General features: G+C 36.3%; 18 protein-coding genes and 2 pseudogenes. 4 read left to right on the top strand and 16 right to left on the bottom strand.

Going from position 1 to position 17,922, the window contains the following annotated elements:
• Nucleotides 1-769: 769 nt before the first annotated feature.
• The 10 genes from nagA to GQ593_RS08875 all read right to left on the bottom strand — a co-directional run bounded on the left by nagA (nucleotide 770) and on the right by GQ593_RS08875 (nucleotide 10,084).
• Nucleotides 770-1,936: an N-acetylglucosamine-6-phosphate deacetylase gene (gene nagA, locus GQ593_RS08830; RefSeq protein WP_160431691.1), complete on the bottom strand. Its 1,167-nt coding sequence runs from the start codon at nucleotides 1,934-1,936 to the stop codon at nucleotides 770-772.
• Complete coding sequence (gene agaF / locus GQ593_RS08835) at nucleotides 1,926-2,363, bottom strand: PTS galactosamine/N-acetylgalactosamine transporter subunit IIA (RefSeq protein ID WP_160431692.1); 438 nt, start codon at nucleotides 2,361-2,363, stop codon at nucleotides 1,926-1,928. The genes nagA and agaF overlap by 11 nt, the downstream gene beginning before the upstream one ends.
• A gap of 10 nt (nucleotides 2,364-2,373) precedes the next feature.
• Nucleotides 2,374-3,270 (bottom strand): PTS system mannose/fructose/sorbose family transporter subunit IID, encoded by an 897-nt coding sequence (locus GQ593_RS08840; protein WP_160431693.1) that lies wholly within the window; start codon nucleotides 3,268-3,270, stop codon nucleotides 2,374-2,376.
• Complete coding sequence (gene agaW / locus GQ593_RS08845; protein WP_160431694.1) at nucleotides 3,260-4,036, bottom strand: PTS N-acetylgalactosamine transporter subunit IIC; 777 nt, start codon at nucleotides 4,034-4,036, stop codon at nucleotides 3,260-3,262. The genes GQ593_RS08840 and agaW overlap by 11 nt, the downstream gene beginning before the upstream one ends.
• Nucleotides 4,037-4,051: 15 nt before the next feature.
• Nucleotides 4,052-4,540: a PTS N-acetylgalactosamine transporter subunit IIB gene (agaV, locus tag GQ593_RS08850; RefSeq protein WP_160431695.1), complete on the bottom strand. Its 489-nt coding sequence runs from the start codon at nucleotides 4,538-4,540 to the stop codon at nucleotides 4,052-4,054.
• A 47-nt stretch (nucleotides 4,541-4,587) separates the two neighbouring features.
• Complete coding sequence (locus GQ593_RS08855) at nucleotides 4,588-5,754, bottom strand: SIS domain-containing protein (protein WP_160431696.1); 1,167 nt, start codon at nucleotides 5,752-5,754, stop codon at nucleotides 4,588-4,590.
• Between the two features lie 49 nt (nucleotides 5,755-5,803).
• Nucleotides 5,804-6,586 carry a transcriptional repressor AgaR gene (gene agaR, locus GQ593_RS08860; protein ID WP_160431697.1) on the bottom strand — a complete coding sequence of 261 codons (783 nt, stop codon included), beginning with the start codon at nucleotides 6,584-6,586 and terminating at the stop codon, nucleotides 5,804-5,806.
• A gap of 656 nt (nucleotides 6,587-7,242) precedes the next feature.
• Entirely contained in the window at nucleotides 7,243-8,403 is a 1,161-nt protein-coding gene (locus GQ593_RS08865; protein ID WP_202115434.1) for an ABC transporter permease, read from the bottom strand.
• Nucleotides 8,400-9,512 (bottom strand): HlyD family secretion protein, encoded by a 1,113-nt coding sequence (locus GQ593_RS08870; protein WP_160431698.1) that lies wholly within the window; start codon nucleotides 9,510-9,512, stop codon nucleotides 8,400-8,402. Before GQ593_RS08870 ends, GQ593_RS08865 begins: the two co-directional genes overlap by 4 nt.
• 74 nt (nucleotides 9,513-9,586) lie before the next feature.
• A complete protein-coding gene (locus GQ593_RS08875; protein ID WP_160402215.1) occupies nucleotides 9,587-10,084 on the bottom strand; it encodes a MarR family winged helix-turn-helix transcriptional regulator in 498 nt (165 codons plus the stop codon).
• A gap of 289 nt (nucleotides 10,085-10,373) precedes the next feature.
• Here GQ593_RS08875 and nirB point away from each other — a divergent pair, with 289 nt between their 5' ends.
• From nirB to cysG, 4 genes are all read left to right on the top strand, one after another.
• Nucleotides 10,374-12,896 (top strand): nitrite reductase large subunit NirB, encoded by a 2,523-nt coding sequence (gene nirB / locus GQ593_RS08880; RefSeq protein ID WP_160431699.1) that lies wholly within the window; start codon nucleotides 10,374-10,376, stop codon nucleotides 12,894-12,896.
• A 1-nt stretch (nucleotide 12,897) separates the two neighbouring features.
• Nucleotides 12,898-13,230: a nitrite reductase small subunit NirD gene (nirD, locus tag GQ593_RS08885; RefSeq protein WP_160431700.1), complete on the top strand. Its 333-nt coding sequence runs from the start codon at nucleotides 12,898-12,900 to the stop codon at nucleotides 13,228-13,230.
• Between the two features lie 27 nt (nucleotides 13,231-13,257).
• The gene (gene nirC, locus GQ593_RS08890; RefSeq protein WP_160431701.1) at nucleotides 13,258-14,028 is read left to right on the top strand and encodes a nitrite transporter NirC; all 771 of its coding nucleotides are present in this window, start codon (nucleotides 13,258-13,260) and stop codon (nucleotides 14,026-14,028) included.
• Between the two features lie 232 nt (nucleotides 14,029-14,260).
• Nucleotides 14,261-15,634 carry a siroheme synthase CysG gene (gene cysG, locus GQ593_RS08895; RefSeq protein ID WP_160431702.1) on the top strand — a complete coding sequence of 458 codons (1,374 nt, stop codon included), beginning with the start codon at nucleotides 14,261-14,263 and terminating at the stop codon, nucleotides 15,632-15,634.
• Nucleotides 15,635-15,850: 216 nt separating this feature from the next.
• On the opposite strand, the gene cdiI is transcribed toward cysG, so the two are convergent.
• From cdiI to GQ593_RS13840, 6 genes and pseudogenes are all read right to left on the bottom strand, one after another.
• The gene (gene cdiI / locus GQ593_RS14245; RefSeq protein WP_442903603.1) at nucleotides 15,851-15,970 is read right to left on the bottom strand and encodes a ribonuclease toxin immunity protein CdiI; all 120 of its coding nucleotides are present in this window, start codon (nucleotides 15,968-15,970) and stop codon (nucleotides 15,851-15,853) included.
• A 256-nt stretch (nucleotides 15,971-16,226) separates the two neighbouring features.
• Entirely contained in the window at nucleotides 16,227-16,523 is a 297-nt protein-coding gene (locus GQ593_RS08905; protein WP_160431703.1) for a hypothetical protein, read from the bottom strand.
• Nucleotides 16,524-16,653: 130 nt separating this feature from the next.
• Entirely contained in the window at nucleotides 16,654-17,115 is a 462-nt protein-coding gene (locus tag GQ593_RS08910; protein WP_160431704.1) for an SMI1/KNR4 family protein, read from the bottom strand.
• A gap of 186 nt (nucleotides 17,116-17,301) precedes the next feature.
• Nucleotides 17,302-17,529: a hypothetical protein gene (locus tag GQ593_RS08915; protein WP_160431705.1), complete on the bottom strand. Its 228-nt coding sequence runs from the start codon at nucleotides 17,527-17,529 to the stop codon at nucleotides 17,302-17,304.
• 23 nt (nucleotides 17,530-17,552) lie between these two features.
• Nucleotides 17,553-17,636, bottom strand: a pseudogene (locus GQ593_RS14250) (hypothetical protein); the annotation flags it as partial.
• Nucleotides 17,614-17,922 (bottom strand): annotated as a pseudogene (locus tag GQ593_RS13840) (hypothetical protein); the annotation flags it as partial. The pseudogenes GQ593_RS13840 and GQ593_RS14250, both read right to left, overlap by 23 nt.

Consider the following 17,922-nt stretch of genomic DNA (forward strand, 5'->3'; position numbering starts at 1 on the left):
GTTGTGTGCACACTATCGCGTATTAACCCGTCTGTTTACTTTTTATCTTCTATTTTTTGTAAAAAATATTCAGGATTCTATACCGTTTCGCGATGAGTTAAGACTTCTCAGTTTCCCATTTATTAAAATATGTGATAGTCATCGTATCAATCAAATATGCACAAAATCTGCTTGCACAAACGGCTGGAAAAGTCGCAAGAGATAGCGATTTTAATAGCGATTTTGGTGTTCACTTTTGGGCGCTATTTTTGTAAAAAATATTCAGGATTCTATACCGTTTCGCGATGAATTTAGACTTCTCTGTCTCCCATTTATTAAAAGATGTGATAGTCATTGTATCAATCAAATATGCACAAAATCTGCTTGCCAACAAACGACTGGAAAAGTCGCAAGAGATAGCGACTTTAATAGCGATTTGGTGTTCACTTTTAGGCGCTATTTTTGTAAAAAATATTCAGGATTCTATACCGTTTCGTGATGAATTAAGGCTTCTGTGTATCTCATTTATTAAAATATGTGATAGTCATCGTATCAATCAAATATTCGCAAAACCTGTCAGCCTTAAACGAATGGATAAATTGAAAGTGTAATACGTTCGTTAATGGAGAGGTCGCACAATTGGCAAATAATGAGCGATGCAAAAGATAAAAAACTAAATGTTTAAGCGAGTTTCGACAAAACGCCGTATCATTTTTGAGGATTACTTTCATCATGAAGTGTAAACAACTCGGCGTTCATCTATCGTTTTATTCAATACAATATAGATTTTTTATATATCAGATATATATTGTTTTTTGAACTCTTTTGATTTATAAACCACGTTTCCATTGACTATTGTGGCAATTAAGTGATTGTGGTTATCAAGTAGTACTAAATTAGCCCGTTTATTTGCTGTAATACTACCTAGGTCGTGATCAATTCCTAATGCTTTTGCTGGATAATAACTTCCGTGTAACCAAGCTTGTTCAAAACAAATATTAGTAAACTTGGCAAAGTTATTAACTGCACAATCTAGCGTTAAAGCGCTACCGGCTAGCCCTCCATTATTAGTTTGCACTACATTATCTTGCATGTGTACCAACAATTTTCCTAAATAGTAATTACCATTAGGCATTCCTGTTGCTCGCATTGCATCTGTGATGAGCAATAAATTTTTACCACAACATTTATGGGCAATTGCAACAGCTGCTGGATGAACATGATGCCCATCTACTATTATTTCTGTCTGGCAATTATCAAGGGTTAATGCTGCACCAACAACTCCTGGGGCACGATGATTTAACCCTGACATGCCATTATAACAATGCACTACACCACTCGCTCCAGCTGAAAGAGCTAGTTTAGTTGTTTGATAATCGGCATTAGTATGTCCAAGCATGACACGGATTTTTTTTGAACATAACCATTTTATGATGGATAGTGATTCTGGGTACTCAGGGGCTAGGGCAATGCATTTTAGTGTCCCTTCCGCTAGTTTTAGCCATCTTTCTATTAGTGTGCGATCTAGTCCATGTAATAGCTCTTCTGGATGAGCACCTTTATGGATAGCTGTAAAAAAAGGACCTTCTAAGTACGAACCTAATAAGGTTGCACCTGCTACTCCTTGTTTGATACTGTTTTTAACTTGTACTAATGCTGCTTCAATCTTTTCATGGGATTCTGTCACTGTTGTTGCTAAAAAAGCACCAACACCATGTTGGGCTAAAAAGCAGCTTATTGTATTTAATGATTCGTGAGTAGCATCCATGGTATCAGCCCCCATGGCGCCATGGATATGGGTATCAATAAGCGCAGGTAATACTTTGATATCATTCGCGCATGGTTTATTAGTTATATCAATATCGGTAATTCTATCACCTTTAATTGTGATAATAGCATTTTCTAACCAACCTACTGGAGTTAACAACCGCTTAGCATGAATTTTTTTAAATTCCATCGGAACACTCCTGGTTAATAGTTGGTTTTTTTTGCTGTTCATGCCATAAACTGCTAATACTGTTTTGGGCATTTTCAACTAATTTTAACCGCAAGGTTTGTATATCTAACTCATCACGCTGTAATAATATTTCAAGTAAGAGAGGCATATTAATCCCACTAATTACCTCAATATGTTTAAATTGCGAACTTAGCATTGCAGATAGTTGAAACGGCGAACCACCAATAATATCAGTTAAAAAAATAACACCATCACCTTTATCACACTCTTTTAATGATGCAGTTAATTGTTGTTCTAGTTGCTCACAGCTCATACCATCAGGAAAATTAACTGCACTAAATTGTGCTTGTGTGCCGATGATTTGGATTACTGCTTGGTAAAGCCCAGTAGCAAAGCTACCATGGCCTGTTAAGATCACTCCGACCATAATTAGTCCTCTATAAAAATCCTATTAATTTACCTAAAATACCAATTACTACCGTTAAACCAATTAATTTGACTGGTGAAAAATTTCGTTTCATCAGGAAATAAACAATGAGTGTAAAACTTAGTGGTAGTAAATTAGGCATTAATTTATCAAGAACGTCGGCTTGTAAAGCAATGTGCGCTTGACCTGCATTGATTTCTAGCGGTGTTACTAAGTGTACATAAGAGGCAATTAAAGCCCCAATTACAGTCATACCGACAATCGATGCAGCGTGTGAGATACGTTTAGTGTGATTTTTCAATAAAGGTAAAGCACTGGTACCTGCACGATAACCATAATGAGCAAGCCCAAAACGCAAGCTGAAGTGTACTGCATTGAACATTAATAAAAAGATAATCGGGCCAAAAAAGCTACCTTCTAGGGCTAATGACGCACCAATGCCTGCACATATCGGTAATAAAGTAAGCCAAAATAACGCATCCCCTATACCACCTAAAGGCCCCATTAATGCAACTTTAACCGCTCGGATAGTTGAGATATTTTCTTTCCCTTTTTCCATAGCTAACACTAAACCCGATAAAAAAGTAACATCGAAGGGATGAACATTAATAAATTCCATATGCATATGCATGGCGTTTTTTAAATCATCTTTATTTTTATGAATTTTACGTAATGCTGGCAAAATGGTGAATAGCCAACCCCCTGCTTGCATACGTTCATAGTTAAATGAAGCTTGCAGTGCAAGTGAGCGAAACGCCATTCGGTTAATATCACCTGTGGTTAAAGTGACATCTTGACTTTGGTCACAATAAGTATCTGTTAATACTTTACTCGTCGCTAATGCTTGTTCCATGCGTTTTTCGGCTTTTGCTGCCATTTTTGTTTCATTATCATTATTAAATTCCATCTTCCACCTCCATTGAACTTGCTGGTTTATCACTGTTGCTGTTGTCTCGGCTATAATTAAAAAAATCGATCATTGCAATGGCTAATGCACTTAATGCAATAGCTAAAATTGGTAATTTAAGGTATGTCACTCCAAGAAAACCAAGTATAAAATAAGCAATATAAGTTTTTTTCATCATGATTTTCATTAACATAGCAAAACCAATGGCAGGCATCATTCCTCCTGCAACGCTAAGCCCATCAAGTAACCATTGAGGTGATTTTTGGACTAATTCTGTTGCTGTATTTGCACCCAAATAGATAGGTAAAAATGCAACGATAAAATAGAAACCAAATAAAATAATCATGCCAAGATAGTTAATCCATTCAATGCCTTTAAAATTGAGTTGATCAATATAGCGATCGCATTTGTGCATCATTGAGGAGTAGATAGTAAATAAAATAGTGATGCAGCCTTGTACAGCAATAGCAAATGGTACAGCAATACCGATTGCAACTTTAGGATCGGCGTGAGTTAAAATCGCAAAAGTTGTACCAATCACCCCTCCAATAACAACATTTGGTGGTTGGGCACCTGCTAATGGCACCATGCCCATCCATACTAATTCTAGTGAACCGCCAACATATAAACCTGTGGTGACATCACCTAAAATTAAACCAACTAAAGGACCAATTACAACTGGTCTGTGTAAGTGCGTAAGTCCATCAAATAGGTCTACACCAGCAATACCTGCTAGTAGTCCAATTAATAATGCATCCATTAACATTGCAATTTCTCCTTGTTAAGATAAATTGAGTAAACCTGCTATATTTTCACCTGCTTCGTCAGGTACTCGGCGAATTTCGCAGGTTACACCTAACCGATTCAGTTCTTTAAATGCCATAACGTCATCATCATCAACTGATACAGTTTTATGTATTTGCTTTTTGCCTTCTGAAAAGTGCATATTGCCGATATTGACAAATTTGATTGGTACACCACCTTTTACTAACGTTAAAACATCTTGTGGTGTTTTACATACGATAAATATTTTTTGACGTTCAGCAGCTTTACCAATAATGTCGATGGTTTTTTGTAAGGTAAAGTAACGGGTTTGAATGCCTTCTGAGATAACCATATCCATTAAGTTTTGTTGTACGGGATCTTGTGCTGCACTATCATTGGCTACTAATAGCAAATTAGCACCAAGTGCATTAACCCAAGTCACACCAACTTGGCCATGAACTAAACGGTTATCAACACGCGTCATAAGAATATTGGGTTTGCTCATATTGATTTGCTCCTTTTATTTGGTTTATTGATCTTAAAACTGTGTATTTACACTTTATTGAAAGGGTAAATTGTGACGCCTTTTACCACTCTATTGACTTCACCTGTTGGGCAGGGATTGTCTGGTGTTAAACCACAGCTTAGTGATTTTTCAAAAGCGAGCATTTGGGCAAAGATAAGATATGGGAAGATGAGCCAACAATCAGCAATGTCACTATCAACTGATAATATATGCTCATTATTGCTGTGTTGGCCAGTTAACGCCAGCACATCCGAGGCAATGCGATCATCAATCAGCTCATTAAACAGATCGGTATCATATTTATGTACATATGCATTGTTAGAAAAAAAGCAAATAATTAAGCTTTGCTTATCTACCATAAATTTAGGACCATGGCGTAACCCTAATATTGAATCAAAACGACTGGCTATATTACCAGCAGTGAGTTCTAATATTTTTAAAGCTGATTCTTGTGCAATACCAGTAAAACAACTACTGCCAACATAAATAACACGTTTATGCAATTGAGTTGCTAGTTGCTTAGTTATTGTTTGCCATTCAATTAATTTTTTCTCGCTGATGTTAGCAATTTCCATCACGGCATCATGTGCTTGCTTATCTTCAAAATTACCTAAAATTAATAAAGTTGCCAGCATCATACTGCTAATACTTGAAGTCATCGCAAAGCTTAAATCATTTGTGCCTTCAGGCATAATTAATTCAAAAATACGTTCTTTATTATTTGTTTTAGATGCGTATTCGGTTAAGGCACTATTTGGATTACAAGTTAAAAAAAGATGATAACAGTCGGGTATTAATTGATTGGCAAGTTTAACTGTCGCAACGCTTTCGGGACTATTTCCTGAACGAGCAAACGATACAATTAAGGTTTTTTTATTGCTTCGTAGGTATTGTAATGGGCTAGCCACAATCTCAGTTGTACCATATGCAAAAACATTGCGATGTGTATGTTCACGAAGCCAAGGTGCAAGAGCAATCCCTCCAAAAGCTGATGATCCTGCGCCAGTTAAAATAATGTCTAAATTAGGATCGGCAAGCAGAGGTTGTAAAAATTGTTGTAATTCGGCTCTTTTTTGTGTAACTAGTTTGAGCACATTACGCCAAATTTGAGGTTGTTGGCAAATTTCTTTAGCGGTATGCTGTGCATTGCGTTGTGCTAACCAATCTAATGAATAATTTAAATATTGTTGCATAATATATATCCTGTTTATTGAATAATTGTATTGTTAAAAATAATGATATTTATGGATCGGCAATAACAACATTGACGCCTAATTCATTTAATTTGGTTAAGTAATCTTCTTTGATATTTGAATCAGTTATCAGTGTGTTTATAAGGTTAATTTTTTCTATCATGCAGAAACTTTTACGACCAAATTTTGTGGAATCGGTGATCGCAATGATTTGTCCAGATACTTGACACATTATTCGATTAACCGATGCTTCACCAAAATTTGGAGTAGTAATACCTGCGTTTAAATCAAAACCATCTACTCCTAAAAAAAGTTTATTAAAGTGATACATTTTTAACTGCTGTTCTACCGTAGGACCTGAAATTGAGTAGGCCTTTTTTCTAATATTTCCACCTGCAATAATGACTTCAATGTCAGAATTAATTGATAAGTCGTAGGCAATGTTGATAGCATTTGTAAAAACAATTAGGTTTTCTTTTTCGAGTAGGTATGGCACCATTGCCGAGGTGGTAGATCCAGAGTCAAGTATAATATGATCCCCATCATTGACCATTTCAGCAGCTTTTTGTGCAATTTTATTTTTTATATCTGAATTTATACGGCTTTTATCAAATAGGGGTTTATCAAGTGCAAAAGCTTTATTGATCATTGCCCCACCATATGAACGTAATGCACATCCCTTTTTTTCTAAATATCGCAGGTCATTACGGATGGTGACAGTTGAGACTTTGAATAACTTACTCAAGTTATTTACTGTTACTGTATTTTCATTTTCTAACAAATGAATGATCTTTTCTCGGCGTTGTAGTGTATTGATGGATTCTTCATTCATAACATATCAATTATCTTTGTTTCGTTCTTTTACTAAATTTAAACATAGAGTAGACAATGAAAAATGTTAGATAAGTCACAAAACTGATTTAATAAAAAAAAACGCAAAATCCTTTTTATTCGAAACAAAACGAAAGTAAGTTGAGATGTAATGAACAGTATTAAAAAACATAATAGTGCTGTTAATTATACAATTATAGGAAGGACTATCATGAACAATAGGAAAGTTTTAAGTAAATTTAAAATAATAAGATTTCGTTTTGTGATGTGATGGTGATCACAAATTTCATTATTTAGGAGAAACATTTCTAGAAATTATAGTTTTTTAAATAAAAAACAGCTAGGAATGGCTTGCGTTGTTTAGTGTAATTTGTAAAACCTGTCAGCCTTTAAACGAATGGATAAATCGAAGGCGTAATACGTTCGTTAATGGAGAGGTCGCACAATCAGCAAATAATGAGCGATGCAAAAGATAACAAACTAAAATTTTAAGCGAGTTCCGACAAAAAGCCGTATAATTTTTGAGGATTATTTTCACCATGAAGTGTAAACAACTTGGCGTTTACCTACAGATAATTTTATCAATTATTTTGTTTCGAGCGAGGCATTGTTATTTTTAATAAAGTTTAAAACGCTCGAAACTAAAACCACCAATAATTATGATGCATTAGCTGTCTTTTTGACTCGCTCAACAAACATCATTACCACAAAAGCAATAACCGTTAAATAGATGATGTAAGCCCCATAAGTTGCTAACATATCAATCAGCGAACGCCCTCGCATGGCAAAATCGCGGAAAAATCGAAATAACCAAACTAATGGAAATGCATGGCTAATGTAGTATGTCCAAATTGGCATAATACCCACTGCCATTGTCGATCCCCCCATAATAAACCCCGGCGGAACCAAGAAGATCATTCGGCTTGCACCTTCGCCCGGATTTTTTGTTGTCCAAGAAAGTAAAAAGGCTAACCAACCAAAAGCAAGCCCTGTCATAAATACACTTGGTACAAAAGCAAAATAGTTACCTTCAAAACGCAGTTGTCCAAATATTACCAGTATAGCGGTAATAAGGGTTAATGCGGTTGTGTAAAATAGCGCATAAGGAATTGTTCTTGCAAGTAAAGATAAGAAGCCTCTTTCTATGGCTATTTGCCACATGCCAGTTACTTTTAATCGACCAATAATCATTAATGAGGTTAACCCGTAAGTTAATGATGAGAAAAAGTAAACAAAATAAATAATTGTCGAAATTGTCGATGAACTTGCCGGATTAAACAGGTAGCGTGTTTTAAGTTGCATGGGTGATAAGGTCGCTTCAATGCCTTCTTTACCAAGCCCTAATGCGGCGATTTTACCAACACTCAGTTCGGCACCTAATTCAGGAATATATTCATTAAGACTTTGTAGTACTTTGGCATTTTGTGCATCATTGGTGTCATCAGCAAAATAACCTAGGCGAACGGTTTGCTCGCCTTTTTTTAAGCTTTTTTCTAAGCCTTTAGGAATATATAAAACACCTAAATTACGGTCGTGTGAAACTAAGGTTATGGGGTTTACTGGCGATCTTATGACCTCGGTTACTTCAATGTAAGGTGATGTATTGACTTTACTAATTAATTCCGTCGAATAATTTGAGCCGTCAAGGTCAATCACTGCAATTTTACCTTCAAATACGGCTCCGTGACTTAATACAATAGAAAACACCAGCGAAACAATGGCCGCTAAGCCAAGCGAAACTTTATAATAAGGTATAAAGTGACCTGACAACATAGCATCAAGCTCTTCGAGCATAGATTTAATGATGTTTTGCATCATTGATCCACCTCAAGTGTCATTCCGGTTAATAGTTTTGGAATCGATTCTATGTAAATTCTAACTTGATAAGAGGTTAGATCGGCTTGACCACGTTCTCGAGTCATACGTAAATCGGCAAATGATGGCGCAGCGGTGGCAAAGCGCACTTTACCTTTTACTTCTTTATTCAGTGCAATCACATTAGCGGTGACAGTTGTGTCAGGTTGATAATCATTCACCATTTTTTCATTCACATAAATGTCGATATATTTGCGGTTAGTTTCTAACAATACTGCGGGTGCGCCGTTTGGTACCATTTCGCCATCTTCAAACATCAGTTTTAATATTTTTCCATCTTCAGGTGCTGTTAACGTTAGTCGTTCATAATTGAGTTGTAGCTGTTTTAATTCGGCTTCACCTTGCGCAAGTTGTGCTTTAAGCTGTGCTAATTGATTTTGGCGATTTTGGAGCTTTTGCCGTGCAATTAAGATGGACTTTAATGTCATGCCGGTTGCATTTTGTGTTTGCTCAAATTGGCTTATTTGTTCTGGTGTTGCGCCAATCATTAAAGTCGATAATTGACTTTCAATTTGCACAACTTGCATTTTGGCATTAATAAATGCATTACGTGCATTATCAAGTTGTGACTGTGAGTTGCCACCTGTTTTGCGTAATTGGGTTTGGCGATTAAATTCAGTTGTCGCTAAATTGCGAGCAGATTTTGCTGCTTCTAAATTGGCTTGTACTTCTTCAATTTTGCGCCAAGTTGTTAATTCTGAAAGGTTAGTCTCGTTTTCCGTAATTTCAATAGCGGCTTGTTCTTGATTGACTGCTGCTTTCTGGCTATCAACTAAAGCTTGTAAGCGATCGATAGCCAGCTTGGTATCGATATCTTCTAATTGCATTAACCGATCACCTTTTTTTACCATTTGTGATTCTTGCACAAATCGCTGGGTGACTTTTCCGCCGACATTTTGAAAGGCAATATTAATCTCGTCAGCCGTTAATACGCCAGATTTAATGCTTTTGGCAACAGATACCGCATCATTTCTTGAACCTACAAAGATTAAAAATGAGCCAAAAATGAGTAGAAGTAAAAAGATAACAGGAATTTTGACATTTTTTTTCATATATAGCTTGTTTTCCATTTATTTAGTCAGCTAACTATTTAAGTAAAAAGGATGACTTTAATGATTAAAGTCTGTTATTTTCGTAATAATTTGCGCAACATCACAATTAAAGACTCTTGTTCTTGCGAGTTTAACACCTGCGCAAAAGCGCGAATCGATTTAAGGTGGTTAGGCAATGCCTCTTGAATCAGCCTTTCACCGGCATCTGTTAAGGTGATTAGGCGAGAGCGACCATCTTCACCACTTTTTGTCATCGAGATTAAAGGCGCTGGAGATGCCAGCATGCGTTTAACCATGACAGATACCGTCGCCGGTGTGACGCCAATGCGCAAAGCAAGATCGCTGGCACAGGTTTCACCTTCTGAATACAGTGACATCAGTAGGGCAAATTTACCCTCAGAAACGCCGTAATCCTTATCTAATTGTGCATAGATATTCGCGCGAATGAGATCGGCGGTTGTGATTAAACTTAAAACCAGATCAACACCGGAAACTTCAACAATGTCATTATTAAATCTTTGTGCACGTGCTAAGGTTTCACGTGAAGGAAGTTTTCTTGAATTGTAATTCAATTATCATTACTCGATTTATTTAGTCGGCTAATTATAAACATTTAATTATGGTTGGCAACTTTTTTAGCTGTTTTTATCGATTTGCCGGGTAATTAAGTCGGGTATTTTGATAGGCATTTTTGATTTTTATCTATTTTTAAACAAGCCTTATCTGCAAATTATGACTTCAACAATCACTCTTACTACTAAAGTGGTAATCCTTGAGGGTAGTTATAATCTGTACAAAGTTTCATACAATGTTATCAAAATAAAATTAAATCATTAAATTAAAATAAAATTGGAGTTTTGTATGAGTAAAACCAATCTCGTTATTATTGGTAATGGGATGGTTGGGCACCGTTTTGTCGAAGAGTTAATTGATAAAAAGCAGTCCAATCAATTCAATATTACTATTTTCTGTGAAGAGCCACGTCTTGCCTATGATCGGGTGCATCTTTCTTCTTATTTTTCTGGGCATACTGCCGAAGCGCTTTCTCTGGTTCGTGAAGGATTATACCAAGAGAATAATATTAATATTTTACTTAATGAACGGGCTATATTAATCAATCGTCAGCGTAAGGAGGTGCATTCTCAACAAGGACGAATTGTTGCTTATGATAAATTGATTATTGCGACAGGATCTTATCCTTGGGTGCCGCCGATTAAAGGGGCTGACGGCTTGGATTGTTTTGTTTACCGTACGATAGAAGATCTTGATGCCATTAGAGAATGTGCAAAGCGTTGTAAAAAAGGCGCTGTTGTGGGTGGTGGCTTGTTAGGGCTTGAAGCTGCGGGCGCTTTGAAAAACTTAGGTATGCAAACGCATGTGGTTGAGTTTGCCCCAGTGCTAATGGCTGAACAGCTTGATGTGCAAGGCGGAGAACAACTACGTCGTAAAATTGAAGAGATGGGAGTCGGGGTTCACACCAGTAAAAATACCCAAGAAATTATTCACACACCTGAAGGTAAAATCATGCAATTTGCAGATGGTTCTGCACTTGAAGTCGATTTTGTTGTTTTTTCAACTGGTATTAGAGCAAACGATAAATTAGCTCAAGAGTGTGAGTTAGAAATCGGTCCACGCGGTGGGATTGTGATTAATGATTATTGTCAAACATCGGATTCTGATATTTATGCTATTGGGGAATGTGCTTGTTGGCAAAACAAGGTTTTTGGTTTGGTTGCACCTGGCTATAAAATGGCTCAGATTGCCTTAGCCCATTTAATGAGGCAAGCTGATAAATTTGAAGGCGCCGATATGAGTGCCAAGCTAAAACTAATGGGGGTCGATGTTGGTAGTATTGGCGATGCTAAAGCGAAAACTGTGGGCAGTCGTAGTTATGTTTACTTAGATGAGACAACGCCAGTTTATAAAAAATTAGTCGTTTCGGGTGATAATAAAAAACTCTTGGGTGCGGTATTGGTCGGCGATACGTCGGATTATAGTAATTTATTGCAATTAATGCTTAATGATATGGATCTGCCCGAACACCCAGATACGTTGATACTACCAGCACATGCAGGCGCAAAGCCGACTATGGGCGTTGATGCGCTTCCCGATTCAGCACAAATTTGTTCGTGTTTTGATGTGACTAAAGAAAAAATTATTCATGCGATTAATGCAGGTTGTCATACAGTTGCTGCCATTAAGGCAGCAACTAAAGCCGGCACTGGATGTGGTGGCTGTATTCCATTAGTTACGCAAATTCTTAATTTGGAATTAGCTAAACAAGGGATTGAGGTCAGTGATGCCTTATGTGAACATTTTAAATACTCGCGCCAACAGTTATATCATTTAATTCGTGTTGAAGGCTTAAAGTCATTTGATGAAGTGATTAAAAAACATGGTAATGGCTACGGTTGTGAAGTTTGTAAACCTACAGTTGGATCGTTATTAGCCTCATGTTGGAATGATTATATTCTTAAAGATAATTTAATTCCTTTGCAAGATAGTAATGATATTTTCTTAGGTAATATACAAAAAAATGGTACTTATTCTGTTATTCCCCGCAGTGCAGGTGGCGAAATTACACCAGAAGGATTAATTGCCATTGGTCAAATCGCTAAAAAATATCAACTCTATTCTAAAATTACCGGCTCACAGCGTATTGGTCTATTTGGTGCACAAAAAGATGATCTGCCTGCTATTTGGAAAGATCTAATAGAAGCAGGGTTTGAAAGTGGTTATGCTTATGCCAAAGCGTTAAGAATGGCGAAAACCTGTGTGGGTAGCACTTGGTGTCGATTTGGTGTAGGCGATAGTGTGGGATTGGGGGTAGAACTTGAAAACCGCTATAAAGGTATTCGTGCACCGCATAAATTTAAACTGGGTGTATCTGGTTGTACCCGTGAATGTGCCGAAGCGCAAGGTAAAGATATTGGGGTGATAGCTACTGAAAAGGGGTGGAATCTGTATGTGTGTGGTAATGGGGGAATGAAGCCTCGTCACGCCGATTTACTTGCTGCTGATCTCGATAAAAATACACTAATTCAATATATCGATCGTTTTTTGATGTTTTATATTCGCACTGCAGATAAATTACAGCGAACGTCAGTTTGGCTTGAAAATCTAGAAGGCGGTATTGATTATTTACGGAGCGTTATTATAGACGATAAGTTAGGTGTTAATGCGGAACTAGAAAGTGAGATGGCACGCTTACGTAAATTAATGGTATGCGAATGGAAAGAAACGGTTGAAAATAATGCAAAACAAATTCGATTTGCGCATTTTATTAACAGCAGCAAACGGGATGAGAATGTGCAAATTGTACCTGAACGCGATCAGCATCGACCAGCTACAGCAGAAGAACGTAAAGTAATATTAGGGGAATAATATGAGTCAATGGATAACTATTTGTAAACTTGATGATATTTTGCCAGGCACTGGCGTTTGTGCTCTGGTCGGTAATGATCATGTTGCTATCTTCCGTCCTTATGATAATGCTGAGCTTTATGCGATTAGTAATATTGATCCTTTTGCTAAGGCCAGTGTTTTATCTCGTGGCATTATTGCGGAGCACGAAAATCAGTTATGGGTGGCAAGCCCACTAAAAAAACAACGGTTTCGTTTAAAAGATGGCTATTGTTTTGAGGATGAACAATACTCGATCGCTCATTATGACGTAACCGTTAATGACGATGGGATAGTACAAGTAAAGTCGCACTAAACTTATTTTTAAAAGGACAAAGTTGTTATGTATACAGAAACAATTAATAAATGTGCAGCCAATGCTGCTCGCATTGTTCGTTTGGCAAAAACAAATCCATTTAGTTTTTGGGTAAGTTCTGCTATGGCTGGGGCTTATGTAGGGCTTGGTATTATTTTAATTTTTACTTTAGGAAATCTTGTTGATCCGGCAATCAGACCATTAGTTATGGGAGCAACGTTTGGTATTGCATTAACGTTGGTTGTTATAGCTGGATCGGAATTATTTACTGGGCATACCATGTTTTTAACGCTTGGCGTTAAATGCAAAAAAATTACCCATGGTCAAATGTGGTTGGTATTACCGCAAACATGGTTAGGTAATTTATTAGGATCAATTTTTGTAGCTGCATTGTATTGTTATGCGGCAACGCCTTTATTATCCACTGATACCAGCTTGGTTCATGCCGCAGCATTAGCCAAAACATCGGCTACGGCGTCTGCATTATTTTTTAGAGGCGTGTTATGTAACTGGCTAGTTTGTTTAGCAATTTGGATGGCTAATCGAGTTGAAGGATCGGCAAAATTTATTGCTATTTGGTGGTGTTTATTAGCATTTATCGCTTGTGGTTATGAACACTCGGTTGCAAATATGACCTTATTTGCTCTTTCGTGGTTTGGTCATCATAGTGATGCTTACACATTAGCTGGAATTGGTTATAATTTGTTATGGGTTTCATTAGGAAATCTTGTCTCTGGCGCATTATTTATGGGGCTAGGATATTGGTATTCAACGCCGAAAGCAGAGCGCCCAGCATAACCACTTAATTAACAAGGTGTCATTACCATAATCAACCTAGGGGGGAATGTATAGTGAATGATTCCCCTTCTTTTAAAAAGTGCTAAATTGTTTAGTCTTCTATTTTATGTTAGTTGCTATTAATGATACAAAATAGCGAGGTGATTAAAAGTAGGCTAATTAATAAAGTTCTATTATTAGAGGCTAGGTGTTGGTGATTTTTTAAACATAGAATGTTCTGTTTTGAGGTGTTATGGATTATTTCCCCCTATTTTGTAAGTTAGAAAACCGTGATTGTTTATTAGTTGGCGGTGGTGAAGTCGCTGAACGTAAAGCGCGATTATTGCTTGAAGCGGGTGCCCGTATCACAGTGAATGCGCAAACATTTAATGAACAATTTATGTGTTGGCATAAGCAAAAACAACTTACCCTAGCTCAAGGGGAATTTAATGCTGAATTACTTGATAATAAGTGGCTAGTCATTGCTGCGACAGATTGCCAACAGACTAATCAAAAAGTGAGTATTGAGGCTGAAAAACGATGTATTTTTTGTAATGTTGTTGATGCGCCTAAAGCGGCAAGTTTTATTATGCCTTCAATTATTGATCGTTCTCCTATTATGGTTGCTGTCTCTTCAGAAGGGCATGCTCCTGTTTTGGCCAGATTATTGCGCGAAAAACTAGAGTCTATATTACCCCAACATTTAGGTAAATTAGCAAAATATGCTGGTTATTTACGTGATAAAGTTAAACTAACCTACCAAACAATGACGGAACGACGTCGTTTTTGGGAAAGACTCTTTTCGCATGATAGATTAGCGCAAGCACTTGCTAATAGTGATTCTGATGATGTTGAAAAACTCACGAATGAGTTATTTGATACATCACTTGATGCCCGTGGCGAAGTAGTTTTAGTTGGCGCAGGGCCTGGTGATGCGGGATTATTGACGTTAAAGGGATTACAACAGATCCAACAAGCGGATATTATTGTCTATGATCGATTGGTCTCAGATGACATTATGAATCTTGCTCGTCGAGATGCTAAGCGTGTATTTGTTGGTAAACGCGCCGGATTCCATTGTGTTCCTCAAGATCAAATAAACCAGATTCTTTTACAGCAAGCGCAAAAAGGTAAACGTGTTGTACGCCTAAAAGGCGGCGATCCCTTTATTTTTGGTCGTGGCGGTGAAGAGCTTGAAACATTATTTAACGCTGATATTCCTTTTTCTGTCGTACCTGGAATTACGGCCGCTTCAGGTTGCTCTGCCTATAGTGGCATCCCATTAACGCATCGAGATTATGCCCATAGTGTGCGTTTAATCACCGGTCATTTAAAAGACGGTAGTCACCTTGATTGGCAAAGCCTAGCGGCTGAAAAACAGACGTTAGTGTTTTACATGGGATTGTCGCAAGCTGAAAGTATTGAAAAACAATTAATTAAGCATGGTATGAATGCAAATACGCCGGTAGCCATTGTTGAAGAAGGCACTACGACAAAACAAAAAGTAGTATCGGGATTATTATGTGATTTAGCGCAATTATCTTTGCAAGCTTGTAGCCCAAGTTTAATTATTATTGGACCTGTTGTGGCATTACGTGAAAAACTGAGTTGGTTTTCTGAACATTAATTGGAATAGACCGATTATTCAATATGGTTTATTGTTTGTGTAAATCACTTTCTGTTAGTCATTTAAATGTGCAAATACCCCATTATTAGCACAAAACTGACATAGAAAATCATGCTACTCAATTTTAGTTATTTAAAGAGGTTTATGGATTATAAATGATATATAAATAAGCGACAATTATTTGTATCGTTTAACTGTTTAGATCGGTTTGGCTAATTATATAGGGATTTTAGTAAGTAGCCTATTAACCTTATCTGTGCCTTCTGGGTAAAGTTTCAAGTAATTTTCGCTCGCTAGTCGAACATATTTAAAACCGATTTTCTCTGATACTATAATTTCACCCTCCTAGACACCAAACATTATTCCGTTGAAATGATATTCAGGATATAAATCATTCCAATCAGGGAAATTACAATATGTTCATCAATTACAAAACCGATCCTATTAATAATATATTCCATGCTCCAAACAAATTTTCTATAAAGGTGGATTGAATTAAAAAAATCTTTAATAACCCACTCAGGATCGAGATGCTGGTTTAAGCGTTAAGCTAAGAGCGTCACAGTTTTAAACGAATATTTTTCTATTATATTTAAAAATAAAAAAATAGTCCTGTTTTGTATTTTATTGCATTATCAACTTGATTTAATAATTGAATTAATACTTTGCTATTATTTGATATTATTGAATTTTCAATAATATATTTAGCGGTTATAAGTTTATCAATATTAATTATTTTTTCATCTTCATAATCATCAATATTTATTCCTAATGCATTATTAAGTTGATTGATGACATTACTCTTTAACAGATTGGCATAGTTATCCTCATCAAGAGTTAACTCAATCAGATCACCATCTAAACAATCATCGAAATCTAACCGTTTCATTGCACTTTGAACAGCTCAGCAGTAGCTTGGTTTTTATGTAGGTATATCTATTATGATATTAAAATTGAGCAAGACAAGCCTGACTGTCGAGCATGCCTTGTAAGTTCAGGAGAATGTTAAAAGTTATAATTCACAAATATTCTTTAATTCTTTTATATAAAAACTCATAAAAATTAGTAGCATAAAAGTTACATTCAGCAGATGGCAACATAATATATATTGGACATTCCCCATTATCAAAATTTGTGTAATCAAAATAATATAAATCACCAAAATCTGTTTGACTAATAACAAGTTGAGTGTCTTTTATCATATTATTTTTCAGATCAATGATATGATGATAAACAATATCTCCACCATTAACCGATTCGAAATCTAACCCATAAATGCTATATATTTCTTCTCCGCATATTTCACCACCAAAGTACTCGCGCAGAAACCATTTATAAGAATTTGTTAAAGGAAAACCTAAATATTTTTCAGTTTTCAAAATCCAAGATTCATCAACAGCATCGTCTGGGGTGCCAAAATTAACTATATCTTTATTTTCGTTGATAAATTCAATTAGTATATCTTTTGTAATTTCATTCATATTTTTTGCCTATATGTTTTTGCTCGTTCGATCCAATATTGTATTTTCCATTTATTAAATTGATCTCTATTAATCCCTAAAGGAATAGTATTAGGATTAATATGAATCAAAGATTTATTTTTTGATGAAATGATTGCGTAACTTCAGTTATAGTTCCATTTTGATTTTTGGGTTATATGGTATAAATTAATTGGATTTCCACCATGACCAAGTGGTACTTGCCATTCTTTCTAAATTTGTTCTTTTAATAGTTTTCCCTTGAACTATCCAAGTTGTCATCAAATTTGGATCAAATAAATCATTACGTTGATAAACTTGATTACCATTACATTCTATAGGATCTTTTGACCAGTACTTTTGTTTTTGCCCAAAATATTTTATTGCTTCAGACTGTGTTGTATTACTCGTAGCCATCACTGGGCACTCATCCGACAACCTCAACCTGTGTGGGTTGGGGATGTAGCTCTATAAGGCCAGCAAGTTCTTATTGGGTCTTGGCTAATGTAGCGGGCGGTGTAGGGGGCATAATAGCGGTAGCGATTGTAGTGTAACCCTGATTATTCGTATCATCCTGATACTCACCCTTGCAGGGCCAATGCTAAAGCATTGTTCAAATTTGTTCCAGACAAATTTGTCCTCGTCAAAATACTGTCCTTGAAAGCGCAGGTTTGGTGGGATGGTGCGGTATTCTATCGCAAGGTTGCCATAGGATTTAAACTTTCTGTCAAAAACTTTCAGGTAACTATGCGTTTTAGTATAAAATTGTTTTTTAGTTGGGTTGAGTTTTTGGTTTTTTAATGCTAAATA

Source organism: Gilliamella sp. Pas-s25, from assembly GCF_009795885.1.
In the GTDB taxonomy this organism is placed as follows: domain Bacteria; phylum Pseudomonadota; class Gammaproteobacteria; order Enterobacterales; family Orbaceae; genus Gilliamella.

Coding starts and splice junctions, on each gene's coding strand:
- nagA (WP_160431691.1), bottom strand. CDS start 1,936: ATGGAATTTAAAAAAATTCATGCTAAGCGGTTGTTAACTCCAGTAGGT.
- agaF (WP_160431692.1), bottom strand. CDS start 2,363: ATGGTCGGAGTGATCTTAACAGGCCATGGTAGCTTTGCTACTGGGCTT.
- GQ593_RS08840 (WP_160431693.1), bottom strand. CDS start 3,270: ATGGAATTTAATAATGATAATGAAACAAAAATGGCAGCAAAAGCCGAA.
- agaW (WP_160431694.1), bottom strand. CDS start 4,036: ATGTTAATGGATGCATTATTAATTGGACTACTAGCAGGTATTGCTGGT.
- agaV (WP_160431695.1), bottom strand. CDS start 4,540: ATGAGCAAACCCAATATTCTTATGACGCGTGTTGATAACCGTTTAGTT.
- GQ593_RS08855 (WP_160431696.1), bottom strand. CDS start 5,754: ATGCAACAATATTTAAATTATTCATTAGATTGGTTAGCACAACGCAAT.
- agaR (WP_160431697.1), bottom strand. CDS start 6,586: ATGAATGAAGAATCCATCAATACACTACAACGCCGAGAAAAGATCATT.
- GQ593_RS08865 (WP_202115434.1), bottom strand. CDS start 8,403: ATGATGCAAAACATCATTAAATCTATGCTCGAAGAGCTTGATGCTATG.
- GQ593_RS08870 (WP_160431698.1), bottom strand. CDS start 9,512: ATGAAAAAAAATGTCAAAATTCCTGTTATCTTTTTACTTCTACTCATT.
- nirB (WP_160431699.1), top strand. CDS start 10,374: ATGAGTAAAACCAATCTCGTTATTATTGGTAATGGGATGGTTGGGCAC.
- nirD (WP_160431700.1), top strand. CDS start 12,898: ATGAGTCAATGGATAACTATTTGTAAACTTGATGATATTTTGCCAGGC.
- nirC (WP_160431701.1), top strand. CDS start 13,258: ATGTATACAGAAACAATTAATAAATGTGCAGCCAATGCTGCTCGCATT.
- cysG (WP_160431702.1), top strand. CDS start 14,261: ATGGATTATTTCCCCCTATTTTGTAAGTTAGAAAACCGTGATTGTTTA.
- GQ593_RS08905 (WP_160431703.1), bottom strand. CDS start 16,523: ATGAAACGGTTAGATTTCGATGATTGTTTAGATGGTGATCTGATTGAG.
- GQ593_RS08910 (WP_160431704.1), bottom strand. CDS start 17,115: ATGAATGAAATTACAAAAGATATACTAATTGAATTTATCAACGAAAAT.
- GQ593_RS08915 (WP_160431705.1), bottom strand. CDS start 17,529: ATGGCTACGAGTAATACAACACAGTCTGAAGCAATAAAATATTTTGGG.